The organism is Candidatus Brachybacter algidus, from assembly GCF_016707225.1.
GTDB classification, from domain to species: Bacteria; Bacteroidota; Bacteroidia; order Chitinophagales; family Saprospiraceae; genus Parvibacillus; species Parvibacillus algidus.
On record NZ_JADJID010000002.1, the window covers coordinates 545686 to 563468 of the forward strand.

A 17783-nucleotide genomic window follows, 5' to 3' on the forward strand; every position below is an offset into this window, starting at 1 on the left:
TATTCTCGTATAAAAATATTTCAATGGAAAAACCATCATATAAAGAACTATTGGATGCCGGAGTTCATTTCGGACACCTTAAAAGAAAATGGAACCCTAAAATGTATCCTTACATTTTCATGGAACGCAAGGGTATCCACATCATCGACCTTAACAGAACAGCTGATTGCTTAGAAACTGCTGCTGCTGCGATGAAACAAATGGCTAAATCAGGTAAGAAGATCCTTTTTGTTGCGACAAAGAAACAAGCAAGGGACATCGTCGGTGATGCAGCTAAAAGTATTGGTATGCCTTACGTTACTGACCGATGGTTGGGAGGTATGATGACCAACTTCTCTACGATCCGTCGTTCAGTGAAGAAAATGCACAACATCGAGCGTATGCTAGGTGACGTAACCCTTACAAGCGTGACTAAAAAGGAGCGGTTACTTATGGGACGTGAGAAAATAAAAATGGAAAGAGTATTCGGTGGTATTGCCAACCTTAACAGACTTCCATCAGCAGTTTTCGTTGTGGATATCGGACATGAGCACATCGCGATCTCTGAAGCACACAAACTTGGAATGAAGACATTTGCTATGGTAGACACCAATGGTGACCCAAACCAGGTAGATTATCCTATCCCAAGTAATGACGATGCTTCAAAATCAATTTCATTGATCGTAAACTATGTTACCAGCGCTATCAAAGATGGTTTGGAAGAACGTAGAACAATGAAGTCTGAAAATGAGGGCGAAGAAGAAAGCGAAGGATAATCAATAGATTATTTCCCTTTCTCTAACCTATTTTAAAATATTAAAACATAAAAAATGAGTGTAGAAATAACAGCTAGCGCAGTTAAACAACTACGTGACATAACCGGTGCGGGTATGATGGACTGCAAGTCAGCCTTGATCGAAGCAAACGGTGATTTCGAAGGTGCTATTGAAGTTCTTCGTAAAAAGGTCAGAAATTGTCGCTTAAAAGAGCTGACAGAGAAGCGAAAGAAGGTGTAGTTATCGCACTTGTAGCTCCTGACAACAAAAAAGGTATTGTAATCAAATTAAGCTCTGAAACAGATTTCGTTGCTAAAAATGAAGACTTTATCAATCTTACTAAGAAATTCGCTGAGGCAGCATTGGAGAACTTCCCTGCTACTAAAGAAGAATTGCTTGCACTTCCATTCGAAGGCATCACCATCGGTGAGAAAGTAATCGAACAAGTAGGTGTCATCGGTGAGAAAATTGAATTGGCTAACTACGAGACGCTTACAGCAGATCAGGTAGTTTCTTATATCCACAGTGGTAACAGAGCTGGTGTATTAGTTGGTCTTAATAAGGCTTCTGATGCGAACGCTACTGCAGGTAAAGACGTCGCTATGCAAATAGCTGCTATGAAACCGGTAGCTGTTGATAAAGATGGTGTCAATGCTGACATCATTGCTAAAGAGATCGAAATCGGAAAAGAAGTAGCACGTTCTGAAGGTAAACCTGAAGAAATGTTGGAGAAAATCGCACTTGGTAAATTGAACAAATTCTACCAGGAAAGCACCTTGTTAAACCAGTCTTTTGTAAAAGGAGATGGGAAGCAATCTGTTAGAGACTATCTGGCTTCTATAGATAAAGACTTGACCGTGACTGCATTTAAGCACGTTGCACTAGGTTAAAAAAATTAAGCGAATGAATTTTCATTCGCTTTTTTTTACCCTTTTTTGAACGAAAAAATGCTACGGAGACTTTCCCCCTTCGGAGGGGGGTAGGGGGAGGCTTCTCCAACCATCAATTTTATAAAAAAAAACACAAACATGGCCTTACCATACAAAAGAGTCCTAATAAAACTCAGCGGAGAATCACTCATGGGTGCACAGGGTTTTGGAATAGAATCTGAGCGTCTCTCTCATTATGCGAATGAAATAAAATCAGCAGTTGATCTCGGAGCCGAAGTGGCTGTCGTCATCGGAGGAGGAAATATCTTCAGAGGCCTACAGGCTAAGTCTTCCGGCATCGAACGTGTCACAGGCGATTACATGGGTATGCTTGCCACAGTCATTAATGGCATGGCACTTCAAAGCATGATGGAAACCAAGGGTCTTTATACCCGATTGGTTTCTGCGCTGGAGATCCGCGAAGTTGCCGAACCATACATCAGAAGAAGAGCGATCCGTCACTTGGAAAAGCGCAGAGTAGTAATCTTTTCTGCAGGTACCGGAAGTCCGTACTTTACAACGGATTCAGCGGCTGCATTGAGAGCGAACGAGATTAGCGCAGATGTGATACTTAAAGGAACACGTGTCGATGGCATCTTCACAGCTGACCCGGAAAAAGATCCGACAGCTACGAAATACGACAACATCACCTTTGATGAAGTTATCAGCAAGAATCTGAATGTGATGGATATGACGGCATTTACGCTATGCCGTGAAAATAATCTTCCTATCATCGTATTCGATATCAATACACCGGGCAATCTTGCCAGGATCTTGAGTGGTGAGAAATTAGGAACGTTGGTATCGAATTAAGTTTTGTAATTATTGATTAAAAAAATAGAGAGGTAAGAATTCGTTTTTGCCTCTTTTTTTTTGTGAAGTGCTTTGGAATGTACGCTATTGTTGGTTGATCGTAATATTGCAATATTACAATTGGAATATTTCAGTTGTTACTTTTTCACCTAATTCAAGAAATCTTGAAGCCATTTTACATTTTTATTTATTTATGCCTCCAATTTTAATTCGGTTAATTTTTGGTTAAAATGAACAACTTAAGATAGTATTTTTTACTTTTAACTGTCTTATCTAAATAAGGTCAGGTTTTATTAATAAAGCAGTCATGTCCAGTTTAACCACACACGGTGTCAATATTAATGTCAAAGTTTCCTATCACACAGTCTCCAACTTTGAAGGCAGGCCAGGTTATGTTTTCATTTATCACATCGTCATCAGTAATAATAATTCTTTTCCAATCCAGCTTAAAAGTAGGAAATGGATCATCTTCGACAGTGAAGGGACCACAAGGTTTGTAGAAGGTGAGGGCGTTGTAGGTTTACAACCTATTATACAACCCGATCAAAGTTTCGAGTATTCCAGTTTTTGCAATTTGAATACCCAACTAGGCTCTATGTCCGGCTCCTACTTCCTCGAAAACCTGGATGACAAAAGTTCATTTGAAGTTACCATTCCAGTATTTGAACTGGCGACACCGGGGATAATGAATTGAATTAGTATTACATTTTTGAAATTTTATAAAACATTCAAATTATCAACCTCGCTAAAAGCCCACCCCGCCTTTCCGCGCCCCAATGTCATTAAGTTAACCAATTGAAATCAATAATCTATTACATACAATATTTCGGTGCGCTGCACCTGATAGGCTATCTAATTTATTTCTATAAATATCCCTGTGCGCTGCACCTTTGCTTATCTGCCAGGTGCAGCGCACGACTATATTTATAGAATTCGTATTAAGGTTGCTCCAAGGTGCAGCGCACCGAGATATTTTGGATGAACATATGGCCTTAACTTAATGACATTGTTCGGCACCCCTACGAGGATGGGTCGATTCATCGCAGATTTCGTTTCCTATAAGCAGTTCAGTTGGTTGTTATTTCCCCTTCTTCCACCAATTCCATTATCTTAGTTGAATTAAATGAATAATACTATTACGATGAAAGGAATTTACTTAACCTTGGTATTACTTTTTTGTGGAGCATTTACAGTTATTGGTCAGCACAATGTCAGAATCATGATCAGCTTGGATCCAAAAGCAATTATTGTCAACCGCGGTTTGGATAAGGGTATGACAGGAATTTCGGCTATTAATGAAGTAAGCTATAAGAATCAAATTCAATCTATTGATAAACTATATACAGGAAAGATAAGCCACCGGAATATATTGTTATTACAATTTGGAGCGACAACTAATACTGACATACTTTTAGAAGAATATAATGCACTTCCTGAAGTTGCAAACGCAGAAATAGATCATACCGGTAGTACCGCAGGAGTGGAAGGGTTCACACCAAATGACGCTAATTATCCTAAGCAATGGGGCATGAATAATGATGGAACCTTTGCCAATGCATTCTCTATTGCCGGAGCTGATGTCGAAATGCAAAAGGCATGGGAAATAGAACAAGGGGATCCTAATATCACCGTATGCATTCTCGACAGTGGCGTCAAGCTTGATCATCCGGAATTTCAAGGTCGTCTCTGGACAAATACTAAGGAGATTGCAGGCAATGGATTGGATGATGATGACAATGGACTAATCGATGACTTCTATGGGTGGGACTTCGTAAATAGTGACAATGATCCAACAGATGATCTTGGTCATGGAACCAATGTGGCGGGCATCACAGCTGCATCGGGCAATAACAATATTGGCTATGCCGGAGTAGATTGGAATTGTAAAGTCATGGCAATTAAAGGTATTGACGCAAATAGTTCAGGGTTTTATTCCTGGTGGATATCAGGCATTTATTATGCAGTGGACAATGGTGCGAATGTTATCAATATGTCTTTGGGGGGAAATTCCAATTCCACCATCTTGAAAGACGCTATTAATTATGCAGTGGACAAAGGAGTAGTAGTGGTGGTTTGTATGATGAATACTAATTCTCAGAATTCCTTTTATCCTGCAGCCTTCCCTGCAGTAATCGCTGTGGGATCGACTGATCCTGATGATACAAGAACGGCACCATTCTTCTGGAGTGCTTCGAGTGGTAGTAATTATGGTGCGCACATCTCTGTCGTTGCTCCGGGTAATTTTATATTTGGACTGCACTATAAATCTAATACAAATTATACTTCGTATTGGGGTGGAACTTCGCAAGCGACGCCCTTAGTAGCAGGAATAGCCTCTCTACTATTGGCGCAGAAACCATCAAGGACACCTGCGGAAATAAAAAGTATTATCCAATCTACTTCAGAAGATCAGGTGGGAGATCCACTGGAAGATATAGAAGGTTGGGATAAATATTATGGATACGGCAGAGTAAATGCATTCAAAGCTTTATCCCAAATATTAAGTCTAAAAGACCCATTAGCAAAAAACGAACAGGCATTCGTTTATCCAAATCCTGCAAAAGAAACCTTTAAAGTTGATTTTCCTTCTGGCGCAGAACATGTTCAAATCATTAATTTCTTGGGTACAATAATACTGGAAAAACATCTTTCAGGACAATTATTAGAAGAATTTATTATAACCCAAACAGGAATGTATTTTATTGTGATCAGCCTTGGAAATCACATAATCACCACCAAATTATTAGTCACAAATTAATTTTATTTTAAATAATGAGATACCTATTTCTATTCTGTATTCTAATTATTTCCGGAATACTATTTGCACAAAATAAATCAACTTTTATATATTCAATTAAGGGCTCGGACACCCTCCGCATGGACGTTTATTCCCCTTCCAACCTTGATAATAATGATAGTCTGCCTGTCTTATTGTGGATGCATGGAGGAGGATTTTCCGGAGGTAGCAGGGACAATGGTGATGAAGTAAAGTTGGCCAAATATGCCGCTAATCATGGCTATATTGGCATCTCTATTTCTTACAGACTTACCAGGAAAGGAAGCGAAACTGGCTTTGGATGTGATTGTCCCGCGAAGGATAAAATAGAAACTTTCAGAAATGCAACTATTGATTTTCTTGATGCTGCTCAATATTTAATTGATCATAATCGAGAACTCAAAGCAAATGTTAATCAAATTATTGCCGGAGGCAGCAGTGCAGGAGCAGAGGGGGTGTTGAGTGCTGTTTATATGAAAGATTATTATGTCACAGACAAATCAAAATATCAGGATATTCATTTCGCGGGATTATTGTCCTTGGCAGGTGCAATGGTAGATCCGTCATACATTTCACTAAGAACAGCTGTTCCAACAGTGCTTTTTCATGGTTCGGAGGACAATTTGGTTCCCTTTGCCAAAGGCGCACATCACCAATGCTCAAACTCTAAACCCGGGTTCTTAATTCTTTATGGATCTGAGGTTATATCAGCAAAATTATATGCCCTTGATAAATCCTTTTATTTCAACGAAGTAAAAGGAGGAAAACATGAAATATCCGGAATTCCATTCGATCAATTAGATGATATTTTTACGTTTTTTAATGAAACTATTTTCAGAAAAAACATTATTCAAACTAAAAGAATAATTGTTAAATAAATGATAGAGAATGAAATAGGACGAATAATTATTTCTGAACTGAAGGCAGATCATTCAGCATTCATCCTTGAATTAGTAAATTCTTCAGGTTGGAAAGAATTCATAGGTGAACGTAATGTTCATTCTATAGAGGATTCAAAAATTTATATTATTAATATTTTGGCAAATGATAATATAAAATACCATGTAGTTTCGATTAAATCAGAAAACATTCCGATTGGGATTGTGACATTTATCAAACGTGATTATTTGGATCATCACGATATAGGATTTGCATTTTTACCTGAATATTCCGGACATGGATATGCTTTTGAAGCCAGCAAGCATTTATTAGATATATATAAATTAACTCATCCAATAATTCTTGCAACTACGAAAACGAGCAATAAAAAGTCTATTAAATTACTGGAAAAACTAGGGTTCCTCTATTCGCATGATATAAATCAAAGTACTGAAGACGATCCACTGATTGTCTACCAGGTTTAAATCGCATAATTGTTCATTAAAGACTCTTTCAGCTATTTCTTAACTAATTTACCTTCTCCAAGAATCCAGCTTGGCTTCACAGGTTGAATTAATTTGAGTTTAAGGTCGTTAGCTGCGAATTTAGTAATGTGATTTACTACTTCATCGAATGAATCAGAAAAAAGAATTAATTCCAGATCTTCTTCACTGATGGTTTTTTCTAATCGCATTACTTCGATATGTTCCTTGATATCTTTGTAAAATTCTGTACCCATCACAATTATGGGAAACTTGTTGATCTTTTTTGTTTGAATCAAGGTTACTGTTTCGAAGAACTCGTCCAACGTTCCAAACCCACCGGGCATAATGATGAAAGCAAATGAATATTTCCTGAGCAATTCCTTTCTCACAAAGAAGTAATCCAGCGTTACGAATTTATCTAGATATGGATTGGGTGCTTGCTCGTGTCCTAGTTGGATATTACATCCTACGGACAATCCATTCGCATCTCTGGCTCCACGATTCGCAGCTTCCATGATTCCCGGCCCTCCGCCTGTCATAATAGTGAAACCCAATTGAGATAATCGTTTGCTCACCTCTCTCGCCATTATATAATAAGGATGATCTTCTTTAAATCTTGCAGATCCGAAAACTGTAATGCATGGCCCATTAAAATGGAGTACTCTAAAGCCTTTTATGAATTGCATTACGACGCCCAGCGTGTATTTTAATTCGCGCCATCTGGCACGTGGTCCTTGCATGAAGCTTTTCTCTTCTCTATAAAATGGTCCTGTCATTATTCTTTATTTATTAGTACCAATTGCTCAAATATTTCAATAATCAACTCTAAACTTACAAAATCAATACTATTCCAATACCATAGAAATTTTAATAAGTATTATCTTGTGAAATTATTAACGCATTTTATTACATCCTTTAAATTATTTAAAATTGAAAACGATAAAATTTATAAGGCATCATCTATTCTTTATTTTGCCTTTTTTGCCAATATTATTTTTGTTTAATTCCTGCAAAACAGCTACTTATACCAATGTCGATAAGGTTCTTCCTGCAGTATATACGTTGCCCGCACAAATGATGACCTTGAATTTAATGGATAGATCCATTATTGGCAACGGTATTACACCGCCCAAATATGGAAGTTCGCTCTCAGTCATTGATAATGCTCGAAATACCATGATATCTGATATCAAAAACGGCATGCCAGTAAGTAATGCTAAAATACTTGCTGCCAGATTAGATGGACATCCAACTAGAACAGCAGATATGATTAAGCCCAAAAATATCACTGCTTATTCCAACAATTCCGACGGCTTATTTTGCCTTGAACAATTTGATTTTCAGGAGCAAAGAAACTATAAAGATATTCGTAAAAACCAATTGGATAAGGATGGTAAATCCTATACTATCGATGCTGTTTCGGCGACAAGGCTTATTTACTTGCGCACTTTTTGGAGGCTGTATGATGGTAAGACCGGGCGGATCCTTATGGAAATTCCACAATATACAGAAGATAAATTCGAAACTGAAGGGCTCAGCCGGCAAGGAGTTAATGCACATCTTGATACAACACAAACAGTTACAGTATCTACATTGTCAAGGCAACTAAGCAGAAGTCTCATCCAGGACATCAATCCTAAACAGGTTACTTCAAGTTGGACTTATTATAAAAAAGGAAATTCGATCATAGAATCCTCTGCAAACATGATTAAGAAAGGTGATTTCAGAAATGCAACCACTTATCTTGCCAACAATGTAAAATCGATTTCTTCTGAAAAGTTAAAGTTTCGCGCTAATATCAATCTTATCACTTCGTATTTTTTTAACAAGCAAAAAGATGAAGCTTTGCAACTAGCCGCATTTGAATATAATCGGACTAACAAACGGGAGTTTAGAGAATTGTATGATAAGATTTATATTAGGTAGGTGTGTCACCTGGCTTATTTTCAATTATTAATCCTTGAATAAATAACTTGGATTGGGCCACCCCCGCTTTGCATACCCCCGCCTAAAATGTCGGGCAAGCCTCCAAAAGAGGGGAAGTTTCCGCATATTTTTGTTTAAAATTGATAGTTCATCGATTCTAGAAAACAATAAGTGAAAAACACCAAATAGAATACAAGTACATTGATCAAAATCTCCCTTAAATATAAGTCTGTCAAATCCAGACTTCCTCCTTTCCCATATTTTAGTTAAATTACGTCATTATTATCTTTTCAATCCATTTACCATGGTAACCTCTCTGAAAATTATTTTTAGTATTTTAATGCTTTGGATCATATACGTGGTCATCACTACGAGTTTACAAAGCAGCTTATTCGATCAGTGGGATTATCTCAGCTCCATACCTTGGATGCGGGCGACGTTGTGGGATTTCTACGCAAATGTTTTCGTGATATATTGTTGGATCTTATATCGCGAAAAGAGTATTGGAATTAAATTAATTTGGCTTATTTTGTTGGTATTTCTCGGTAGTATTGCGAGTTGCGCTTATGTACTTATAGCACTCTTCAAACTTAAGCCTGGCGAAGGTGTCAGAGAGTTATTTATTAAAAATTAATTTTAGATTATGTGGTGGTTAGTACTTTATTCTTTACTGGCTTGTAGCTTCATTATGTCGTTAGTTTGGCTATGGGCAACTAAGAATAAAAACGCTGGTGTTGTAGATATCTTTTGGTCATATAATTTCCCTGTCATTGCATTCATTCTTTTGTGGATGGCACCAGGATATGAGATGCGTAAGGTGCTGTTTTGTTCGATGGTTATCATTGCCGGATTGAGATTGGGCACATTTCTAGCATACAGGATATTTAGTCACATCGATGTTGAAGAAGGTCGATATCAAGAATTACGTAAAAATTATGCTCCAAATGTTAATAGAAGGTTTTTCCTTTTCTTTCAGTTTCAAGCCGTCTCTAATGTCATTCTTGCATTACCATTTTTTATAATTACAATAAATCCTAATCCCGATCTATCTTGGTTGGAGTATACCGGATTTGGTATTTGGATCATCAGTATTTTGGGTGAGACGATAGCTGATCAGCAACTATCCTCTTTTAAAAAGAATCCAGATAATAAAGGAAAAGTTTGCCAAGAAGGACTTTGGTATTACTCAAGACATCCCAATTATTTCTTTCAATGGTTGATGTGGGTTTCTTATTTTGTTTTTGCATTAGCATCCCCATATGGATATCTGGCGATCATAAGTCCTGCCATTATTTTACTTTTAGTATTGAAAGTGACCGGTATTCCTCCTACCGAAGCTCAAGCAGTTAGATCTAAAGGTGACGCATACAAGGAATATCAAAGGACTACAAGTGCATTTTTTCCGTGGTTTAAGAAGGAATAAGAGTTTGTTTTTTGAAGTTTGAAGTTTGGAGTTTGAAGTTTGAATTTTTTGAAACATTAAGGAGTTAAGGGACATTAAGATTTGGCGTTTATATTTTCATTCGTTAATGATTTTGAAATATTTGTTCTGAAAATAAACCATCTTCATTTAATTAAGAGTATAATAGAGTATTATGCTCTACAAATTAACTCGGCTAATTTTATTAAAAATAAAATAATCTAAATATCCTTTATTTTCGTACTTATTGCGAATATAAATTACAAAAAAAGTACGAACGGATTATGTGGTATGATAAAATGCTGGAGCAAGATAAAATACCTGATATTTTGCTTCGAAAACAAATTAGAAAATACGTTAGACAGAGACTAGCTGACGAAAACAAAGGAAATGTCGAAGCCCAACAGCTGCATTTATTAGAGTTAATTGACTTTCTTAAATCATCTCCAATAGCGGTAAATACATCTGACGCAAATGAGCAGCATTATGAAGTGCCTACAGAATTTTACAAGTATTGTTTAGGTAAAAATTTGAAATATTCTTGTGCCTATTGGGATGATGGAGTTACATCACTTGATGCTGCTGAGACAAGAATGTTGGAATTGTCATGTGAAAGAGCAGAATTAAAAGATGGTCAGAATATTCTGGAATTGGGCTGTGGTTGGGGTTCTTTATCCTTGTTCATGGCTGCCAAATATCCATACAGCAAGATCACGGTAGTTTCTAATTCTCAAACACAAAAAGAATATATTGATGATCAGGCTGATGAAAGAGGATTGAAAAACCTGAAAGTAATTACTGTTGATATGAATATTTTTGACACGGACGATCGTTTTGATCGAGTGGTTTCTGTAGAAATGTTTGAGCACATGCGCAATTATAAAAACTTGCTAGCCAAAATTTCAACATTTCTCAAGCCGGAAGGAAAACTTTGGATTCATATATTTGTACACAAAGAATACGCTTACCTGTATGAAGTTAAAGATGAAAGTGACTGGATGAGCAAATATTTTTTTACCGGGGGTATCATGCCCAGCGATGATTTGATGTTATACTTTAATGACGATTTGGTAGTGGAAAAACATCTTCATGTCAAAGGTACTAACTATGGAAAAACGGCTGAAGCATGGTTGGCAAATATGGATATGAAAAAAAATGAAATTATGCCCATTTTCGAGCAAACTTATGGAGTTGACCAAGCAGTGAAGTGGTGGGTATATTGGAGATTGTTCTATATGGCATGTGCTGAATTATTTTTATATAACGACGGCAACGAATGGTTTGTTAGCCATTATTTATTTCATAAAACGAAAGCATGATACGATTAATCTTATTGATCTTACTTTTTCTGGCTTCATTGCTCACTGTATTTAGAGCACCTACAAATCTGCTATGGATGACGGCGATAGCAGTTTCTGAATATTGTTGGATACTCATATTCGCTACATGTCTGATTTTGACTTGGGGATTTATCGACATGCCTTATAAAACTATTGGAACTGTATTGGGGCTCATTGCGCTTTTATTATTTATTTCACCAATCGTGAGGGCTACTATAGTATCAACAGATCTGAAAAGTGAACTTACACAATCTCTAAAATGCAGCGACTCAGATCTTCCTGAAAGAAGTGCCTTTTCAGTTGCAAAATTATTTTCAATAAATAAAAAAGTTGAATTCCAATCGTATGTCTATCAGAATGATAGCGGACAGGATTATAAATTAGATTTTTATCCAAGTCAGATTTCCGGAGAAAGACCATGTGTCATGGTGGTACATGGAGGTTCCTGGAGTAGCGGTGACAGCCAACAATTACCTGAACTCAATAGTTACTTGGCATCTATTGGATACAATGTAGCTTCGATTAATTATCATTTATCGCCAAAATATCGCAGTCCCAGACCGGTTAACGATGTTAAACTAGCACTTAAATATTTAAAAGAAAATTCAGATAAATTTAATATCGATACGTCCAATTTTGTATTAGTTGGACGTTCAGCAGGTGCACAGATTGTTTTGATGGCTGCATATACACTTAATGATACCGCCATTAAAGGAGTTGTTGACTTTTATGGTCCGGCTGATATGTCATGGGGATACACCATTCCAACTAATCCACTTGTGATGGATTCGGAAGGAGTCATGGAGGATTATCTGGGCGGAACCTTATCAGAAGTTCCAAATGCTTATGCTGAAAGTAGTGCAGTGAATTATGTGAATAAAAATTCCACCCCAACATTAATGTTACATGGTAAGAATGATGTTTTGGTGGCTTATGAACATTGCGCCAGACTTGAGAAAAAATTAATAGCTTCCGGTGTCAAATATTATTGGTTGAAACTTCCATGGGCGACGCATGGATTTGATTACAATCTTCGTGGCCCTGGCGGCCAACTGTCTACTTATGCGACAGAGGCTTTTATTAAAAGTGTAACAAAGAAGTAGCTGAAAATTGCAAATAACGAAAAGGTGTTTGTGAATAGGCTGTTTATTTGTCTATTAGTATACTAAATTTTATATAGCATATTTTTGGCCAATTTAATAATTACGTTTCGTAAAAATTCTCTTAAATAAGAAAATTAAATTTTCTGTTAACCAGTTAATTAAGTTAAGCGCATCAATGACTCTTCCCTTTGCCACATCTTTTTTATTAAATTAAGAACATGCTAGCCATTGGTTTTTATGAAAAAAAACTCTAATTTCTCTAGCCACTAATAGCACGAATTTGCACGAAAAAATTCGTGTTAGATTCAAAGCATCATTCGCGTAGTTATCTCCGATGCTACTAGCGCCTTAGTGGCTAACAATATTATTTCTGAGCGCATTCCCAAAAGAGAGTCTAAAATTTAAGCCTTAGCTTTTCGAAGAGGGATTTGTACTGTAAGGCATTTTATATCGTATTTGATCATAAAATATCTGTGTCATTTGCGTTTCATTTTTCTCAAGTTATCTTTTTGATTTTTGAAACAAACCATTTCAGGTAAACTAATTTCTAATTTGAGAATGAGTAATAGTTATACTTTTTGGTTTAATTCTAACTGCCTAAACTTGAGTAAATAAATTATCTTTGGACCTATTCTTAAATAGAGAAAGATGAGATATATTTTAATAATAATAATAGTTTTGACAGGTCAATTAATTGCTGCACAAAGCTATAAATCCTATTTCACTGGCAATAACGCTGACAAAGAAACTCAACCTTCAGGAGGAGTGTGCATGATGGGTGGATCTTCTGAAGATGACAATGCCATGAAGTGGTTTTTATCCAGAGCAAATGGTGGAGATGTACTTGTATTGAGAGCAAGTGGTTCTGATGGGTATAATAAATACATGTATTCAGATCTTGGAATAACAGTCAATTCTGTAGAGACAATCGTCTGTCTCAATAGCGCATCTGCGCAAGAATCTTACATTCAGGAAAAAATAAAAAACGCTGAGGCCATCTGGTTTGCTGGCGGAGATCAATATGATTACATCAGTTACTGGCAACATACGGCCATTGATAGTCTTATTCGCCAGGGAATCAAGGAAAGAGGAGTTGTCGTCGGTGGTACCAGTGCCGGAATGGCCATCATGGGTGGTTATATGTATTCCGGTCAGAAAGGCTCAGTTACTTCAGATGTGGCGCTCGGAAATCCATACAATAGTAAAGTCACCATTGAATCCGGTAGATTTTTAGAGAATAAATTTCTTGAGGAGGTAATTACTGATACACACTATGATAACCCTGACAGAAGAGGCCGACAAGTGACATTTCTTGCAAGAATATTAGAAGATACGGGAGTAAGGGCTAAAGGTATTGCTTGCGATGAATATACAGCTGTTTGTGTCGACACCACTGGAATAGCGCGCGTATTTGGTGAGTACCCGAGCAGTAATGACAATGCATATTTTATTCAATCAAATTGTGGATTATCTGAATATACACCCGAGACCTGTAAAACTAATTTACCACTAAACTGGAATCGGAATAATAAAGCGATGTGGGTATACAAGATAAAAGGGACAAAACTTGGTGAAAACACCTTTGATCTTAACGTCTGGGCCACAGGACAAGGCGGTGTGTGGGAGGATTGGTATGTCAATAACGGGGCACTAGGAATGAAGGCGAGCGCTCAGGTGGATTGCAGTATTTTGGCGAATGAGGAGATAAATACTCCGAACACCATAAATGTCTATCCGAATCCGGTGAAAGACGAATTAAATATCGAGTTAAATGTTCAGACAGTTTTAGGAGTCACGATCTTTGATTTGAGTGGCCACATTATCTTAAATAATCAAAACAATAGACAGGGAAAAGTTAGAATAGATTTATCTGAACTTAAGCCCGGAGCATACGTATTACAAATTCTTGGATCCTCTGGTTTGCATACTGATAAATTGATCAAGTTGTAAAAGTCTAATGGCCAGCCTTATTGTTGCTAGTGATTCTCTTTTTGCGGTCTTACAGATTTCTGACAGCTTTTACTACACACGCTCATGAAAAAAATGTATAGAAAATGTAGCCTAAAACGCGAACGAAGACTGTCGTAATGTATTATTATTCAGCCTATTGTAAACTTAACGGTTCGCAACGGTTAGGAACGGTTCCGAACGGTTAATGACACGTATTACTGAAAGCCAGTCATAGTAACCCTCTTGACAAAAAATGCATAAAAAAGTAGCCAAAATCGTAAACGGCGACCGACCTATAATACTGTTATTCAGTCTATTGTGAACTTAACGGTTCGCAACGGTTGGGAACCGTTCCGAACGGTTAATAACATTCACTTCTGAAAGCCAGTACTAGTAACTCTCTTGACAAAAAATGCATAAAAAAGTAGCTAAAATTGTAAACGGCGACCGACCTATAATACTGTTATTCAGTCTATTGTGAACTTAACGGTTCGCAACGGTTGGGAACGGTTCCGAACGGTTAATGACGTTCACTTCTGAAAGCAAGTCCTAGTAAATCTTTTGACAAAAAATGCATAAAAAAGTGGCCAAAATTGTGAACGGAGACCGCCCTATAATATTGTTATTCAGTCTATTGTGAACTTAACGGTTCGCAACGGTTGGGAACGGTTCCGAAAGGTTAATGACATGTACTTATGAAAGCAAGTCCTAGTAAATCTCTTGACAAAAAATGCATAAAAAAGTGGCCAAAATTGTGAACGATGACCGCCCTATAATATTGTTATTCAGTCTATTGTAAACTTAACGGTTCGCAACGGTTGGGAACCGTTCTGAACGGTTAAGTATTGATCATATTCCAAACAACATTTAGCTATGATTCCTTTACAAATAGTATGACGATTTACATTTAATCCAAAACATTGATTTCAACAAATAAAATTTATTGCCGACCTTGCGTCGACATTTAACTGAAGAAATTATATAATACCTCCAATGGATCTCGAACAACGCAAACAAAATTCCGAAACACGCATCTTTAAAGCTGTATTTCCGAATACCACCAATCATTACGATACCTTGTTTGGAGGCACTGCCATGCAACTCATGGACGAAGTGGCCTTCATCGCTGCCACCAGATTCAGCAGGCAGAGGATGGTCACGGTCAGTAGCGATCGCATAGATTTTAAAAAACCGATTCCGGCAGGCAATATCGTCGAACTAATTGGTCGCGTGACTTACATCGGCAATACAAGTGTCAAAGTGAAGGTGGAGATATTCATCGAACAAATGTATTCAGAACACAGAGAGAAAGCAATCTCAGGTGAATTTACATTTGTGGCCATTGATGAGCATAAAAATCCAATTTCTATTTTGAATAATTAAATTAGTTTGCTGTATTTTATGTATTTTCAATATGTTGTGCGCTCACTGCTACAATAATTTGGATAAAGAACTAAAATGAAAAGAATAATTTATATAATTGCTATCAATACAATTGGATTGTGTTCCACTTTTTCTCAAAATATTGATTCTTTTAAATGGTTGGAAGGTAGTTGGAAAATTGAAACAGGAACTGGCACTAATCTTGAAACATGGAAGATTAAAAACGACAGTACCTTATCGGCACAAAGTATCTTTGTCTATGGCAAAGATACAGTTCCACAGGAGAAAATCGAATTGAAGTATCGTAATGAAAATTGGTATTACCACCCTGTTCTTGATGGTCAAGATGAAACTAACTCAGTCCAGTTCAAAGTAATTTTAGTGAAGGGAACAGAGTTTATAAGTGAAAATCCGGACCACGATTTTCCGCAAAGAATTTCCTACAGAAGAATTAAGGACCAAATTTTTGCAAGTATTGAAGGAAAGAATGATGGAAAATATATGAAGCAAAATTTCGACTTCAAGAGGAATTAACGTTTTCACTTCATGATTTTTATCTCATTTTGACCCTAGTATTATGAAATTGTTCAATTGTTAGTTGTGACTTAAAAAAGCCACCAGGAGTTGCTTAGACTCCCGGCAACCAAAGTAAGGTTGATGCTAATTTAATATCTTTATAATCAAGTGAGAATTTCTAATACCCTTTTCAAAAAGGCCCCTTATGTGAACTAAAATGTAAATCAATTCAGAATTATACGGCTCATTAATGGTCAAATAAATAATTCTGTTTCACATTATTTGTTCTAAATTCCATGAATGTGAATTCAAGTATGTAACACAACAATGCATATGACTTTGAGAAATGAAATACTTAATGAAAGTGGAGCTTGAAATAAAAAATTGCAATCAAGGAGATGCATCTGCCAAAGATGGCGAATTATTTCTAAAGATAAATAAAATTAATTTTACTCATGGATATATTTTTGATTAAGTTCATTGATATAAATGATCTTGTGATTTTTTAGGAATTTTCAAGTAAGAAACATTTGGTAAGAATCTGAGAGTTGGAATAAATACAATAAAAGCAGTACCAAAGACGCTTCCCTGGCACTGCCTTTTTAAAAATCCACCAATTTTTCTATTTAAATTGTTCTTAATTGTTAAAACTAACCTTGATTGTAAAGTGCCATATTTGAAAGTGCTTTTATAATTTGTAGCAAACTTCATATTTTGCACTAGTAAGCATTAATGTCGAAAACATCTTTCTACACCTTTTTCGAGCCCAGCATCATAACTTCTGATACCAAGATCTCAGTGATGTAGCGCTTTTCGCCGTTCTTATCGGTATAATTTCGATTTACGATCTTACCTTCTACTGCGACTTCTTTTCCTTTGAAGATATATCTCTCAATGATGTCGGCTGTCTTACCCCATGCGACCAGATTATGCCAGGTAGCTTCATCGACCAATTCTCCGGATGAATTTTTATATTTTTCGTTGGTCACTAATCTTAGATGGGCCACTTTTTTGCCACCATCAAGTGTTTTTACTTCCGGATCCAGACCGACGTTGCCGATCAATTGTACTTTGTTTTTTAGTGCATTCATGTTGTGAATAATTTAAAGGTTTAAAATTCTGGCTACAAGCCGTTTATTATTAAAAAATTAGAAATTAGAAATTAGAATGAGTCTCCGAAAGTATACTTGCCTTACGAATCACCCGATCACCAATAAAAGGTAGAAGTTAGATTTTAGAAGGTAGATGGTTGTTTCGTAAAATATCCACATCACTTATCACTTTATTACCCCATCACCCGATCGCCCAATCACCTGATCACTCTTTTCCAACTCTTAGCAAGAATGCTAATTAAATAAATCGTTTCCTCCTTTGAGAAATTGTTTCTTGCCATTTGACATTACAAAGATGAGGAAGCTGTCAAGACTTAATCGGTAGTTAAACGTTTGTAGTCGGAAGTAAACGTTTGTAAGCGTTTGTACACGGAAAGGATTGGAATTTTTATTTAT

16 protein-coding genes and 1 pseudogene are annotated in these 17783 nt (G+C 36.7%); 15 read left to right on the top strand and 2 right to left on the bottom strand.

The features are described 5' to 3' along the window. Positions 1-23 precede the first annotated feature (23 nt). From rpsB to IPI15_RS08205, 7 genes and pseudogenes are all read left to right on the top strand, one after another. Positions 24-755, top strand: coding sequence for a 30S ribosomal protein S2 (rpsB, locus tag IPI15_RS08170; protein WP_287401685.1), 732 nt, complete (start codon positions 24-26; stop codon positions 753-755). Positions 756-809: 54 nt separating this feature from the next. Further along, a pseudogene (tsf, locus tag IPI15_RS08180) lies at positions 810-1645 on the top strand (translation elongation factor Ts). A gap of 138 nt (positions 1646-1783) precedes the next feature. Then, the gene (gene pyrH / locus IPI15_RS08185; protein WP_287401687.1) at positions 1784-2497 is read left to right on the top strand and encodes a UMP kinase; all 714 of its coding nucleotides are present in this window, start codon (positions 1784-1786) and stop codon (positions 2495-2497) included. 307 nt (positions 2498-2804) lie between these two features. Next, positions 2805-3191 carry a Co2+/Mg2+ efflux facilitator ApaG/CorD gene (apaG, locus tag IPI15_RS08190; RefSeq protein WP_287401688.1) on the top strand — a complete coding sequence of 129 codons (387 nt, stop codon included), beginning with the start codon at positions 2805-2807 and terminating at the stop codon, positions 3189-3191. Positions 3192-3638: 447 nt separating this feature from the next. Next, entirely contained in the window at positions 3639-5255 is a 1617-nt protein-coding gene (locus IPI15_RS08195; RefSeq protein WP_287419827.1) for a S8 family peptidase, read from the top strand. Positions 5256-5269: 14 nt separating this feature from the next. Further along, entirely contained in the window at positions 5270-6151 is an 882-nt protein-coding gene (locus IPI15_RS08200; RefSeq protein WP_287401690.1) for an alpha/beta hydrolase, read from the top strand. Further along, positions 6152-6637 carry a GNAT family N-acetyltransferase gene (locus tag IPI15_RS08205; RefSeq protein WP_287401691.1) on the top strand — a complete coding sequence of 162 codons (486 nt, stop codon included), beginning with the start codon at positions 6152-6154 and terminating at the stop codon, positions 6635-6637. Between the two features lie 32 nt (positions 6638-6669). Here the strand turns inward: IPI15_RS08205 and IPI15_RS08210 are convergent, their stop codons facing one another. Next, the gene (locus IPI15_RS08210) at positions 6670-7413 is read right to left on the bottom strand and encodes a TIGR00730 family Rossman fold protein (RefSeq protein ID WP_287401692.1); all 744 of its coding nucleotides are present in this window, start codon (positions 7411-7413) and stop codon (positions 6670-6672) included. 205 nt (positions 7414-7618) lie between these two features. Here IPI15_RS08210 and IPI15_RS08215 point away from each other — a divergent pair, with 205 nt between their 5' ends. The 8 genes from IPI15_RS08215 to IPI15_RS08250 all read left to right on the top strand — a co-directional run bounded on the left by IPI15_RS08215 (position 7619) and on the right by IPI15_RS08250 (position 16293). Further along, positions 7619-8563: a DUF6340 family protein gene (locus IPI15_RS08215; protein ID WP_287401693.1), complete on the top strand. Its 945-nt coding sequence runs from the start codon at positions 7619-7621 to the stop codon at positions 8561-8563. Positions 8564-8867: 304 nt separating this feature from the next. Then, complete coding sequence (locus IPI15_RS08220; protein ID WP_287419829.1) at positions 8868-9197, top strand: DUF1475 family protein; 330 nt, start codon at positions 8868-8870, stop codon at positions 9195-9197. Positions 9198-9206: 9 nt separating this feature from the next. Then, positions 9207-9986 carry a DUF1295 domain-containing protein gene (locus tag IPI15_RS08225; protein WP_287401695.1) on the top strand — a complete coding sequence of 260 codons (780 nt, stop codon included), beginning with the start codon at positions 9207-9209 and terminating at the stop codon, positions 9984-9986. 281 nt (positions 9987-10267) lie between these two features. Next, positions 10268-11302 carry an SAM-dependent methyltransferase gene (locus IPI15_RS08230; RefSeq protein ID WP_287419830.1) on the top strand — a complete coding sequence of 345 codons (1035 nt, stop codon included), beginning with the start codon at positions 10268-10270 and terminating at the stop codon, positions 11300-11302. Next, positions 11299-12426, top strand: coding sequence for an alpha/beta hydrolase fold domain-containing protein (locus IPI15_RS08235; protein WP_287419832.1), 1128 nt, complete (start codon positions 11299-11301; stop codon positions 12424-12426). The genes IPI15_RS08230 and IPI15_RS08235 overlap by 4 nt, the downstream gene beginning before the upstream one ends. Positions 12427-13074: 648 nt before the next feature. Then, entirely contained in the window at positions 13075-14376 is a 1302-nt protein-coding gene (locus IPI15_RS08240; protein WP_287401698.1) for a T9SS type A sorting domain-containing protein, read from the top strand. A gap of 993 nt (positions 14377-15369) precedes the next feature. Then, the gene (locus IPI15_RS08245) at positions 15370-15759 is read left to right on the top strand and encodes an acyl-CoA thioesterase (protein WP_287401699.1); all 390 of its coding nucleotides are present in this window, start codon (positions 15370-15372) and stop codon (positions 15757-15759) included. A 75-nt stretch (positions 15760-15834) separates the two neighbouring features. Continuing rightward, complete coding sequence (locus IPI15_RS08250) at positions 15835-16293, top strand: DUF6265 family protein (protein ID WP_287401700.1); 459 nt, start codon at positions 15835-15837, stop codon at positions 16291-16293. A 731-nt stretch (positions 16294-17024) separates the two neighbouring features. Here IPI15_RS08250 and IPI15_RS08255 read toward each other — a convergent pair. Beyond that, the gene (locus IPI15_RS08255) at positions 17025-17366 is read right to left on the bottom strand and encodes a single-stranded DNA-binding protein (protein WP_287401701.1); all 342 of its coding nucleotides are present in this window, start codon (positions 17364-17366) and stop codon (positions 17025-17027) included. Positions 17367-17783: the final 417 nt, after the last annotated feature.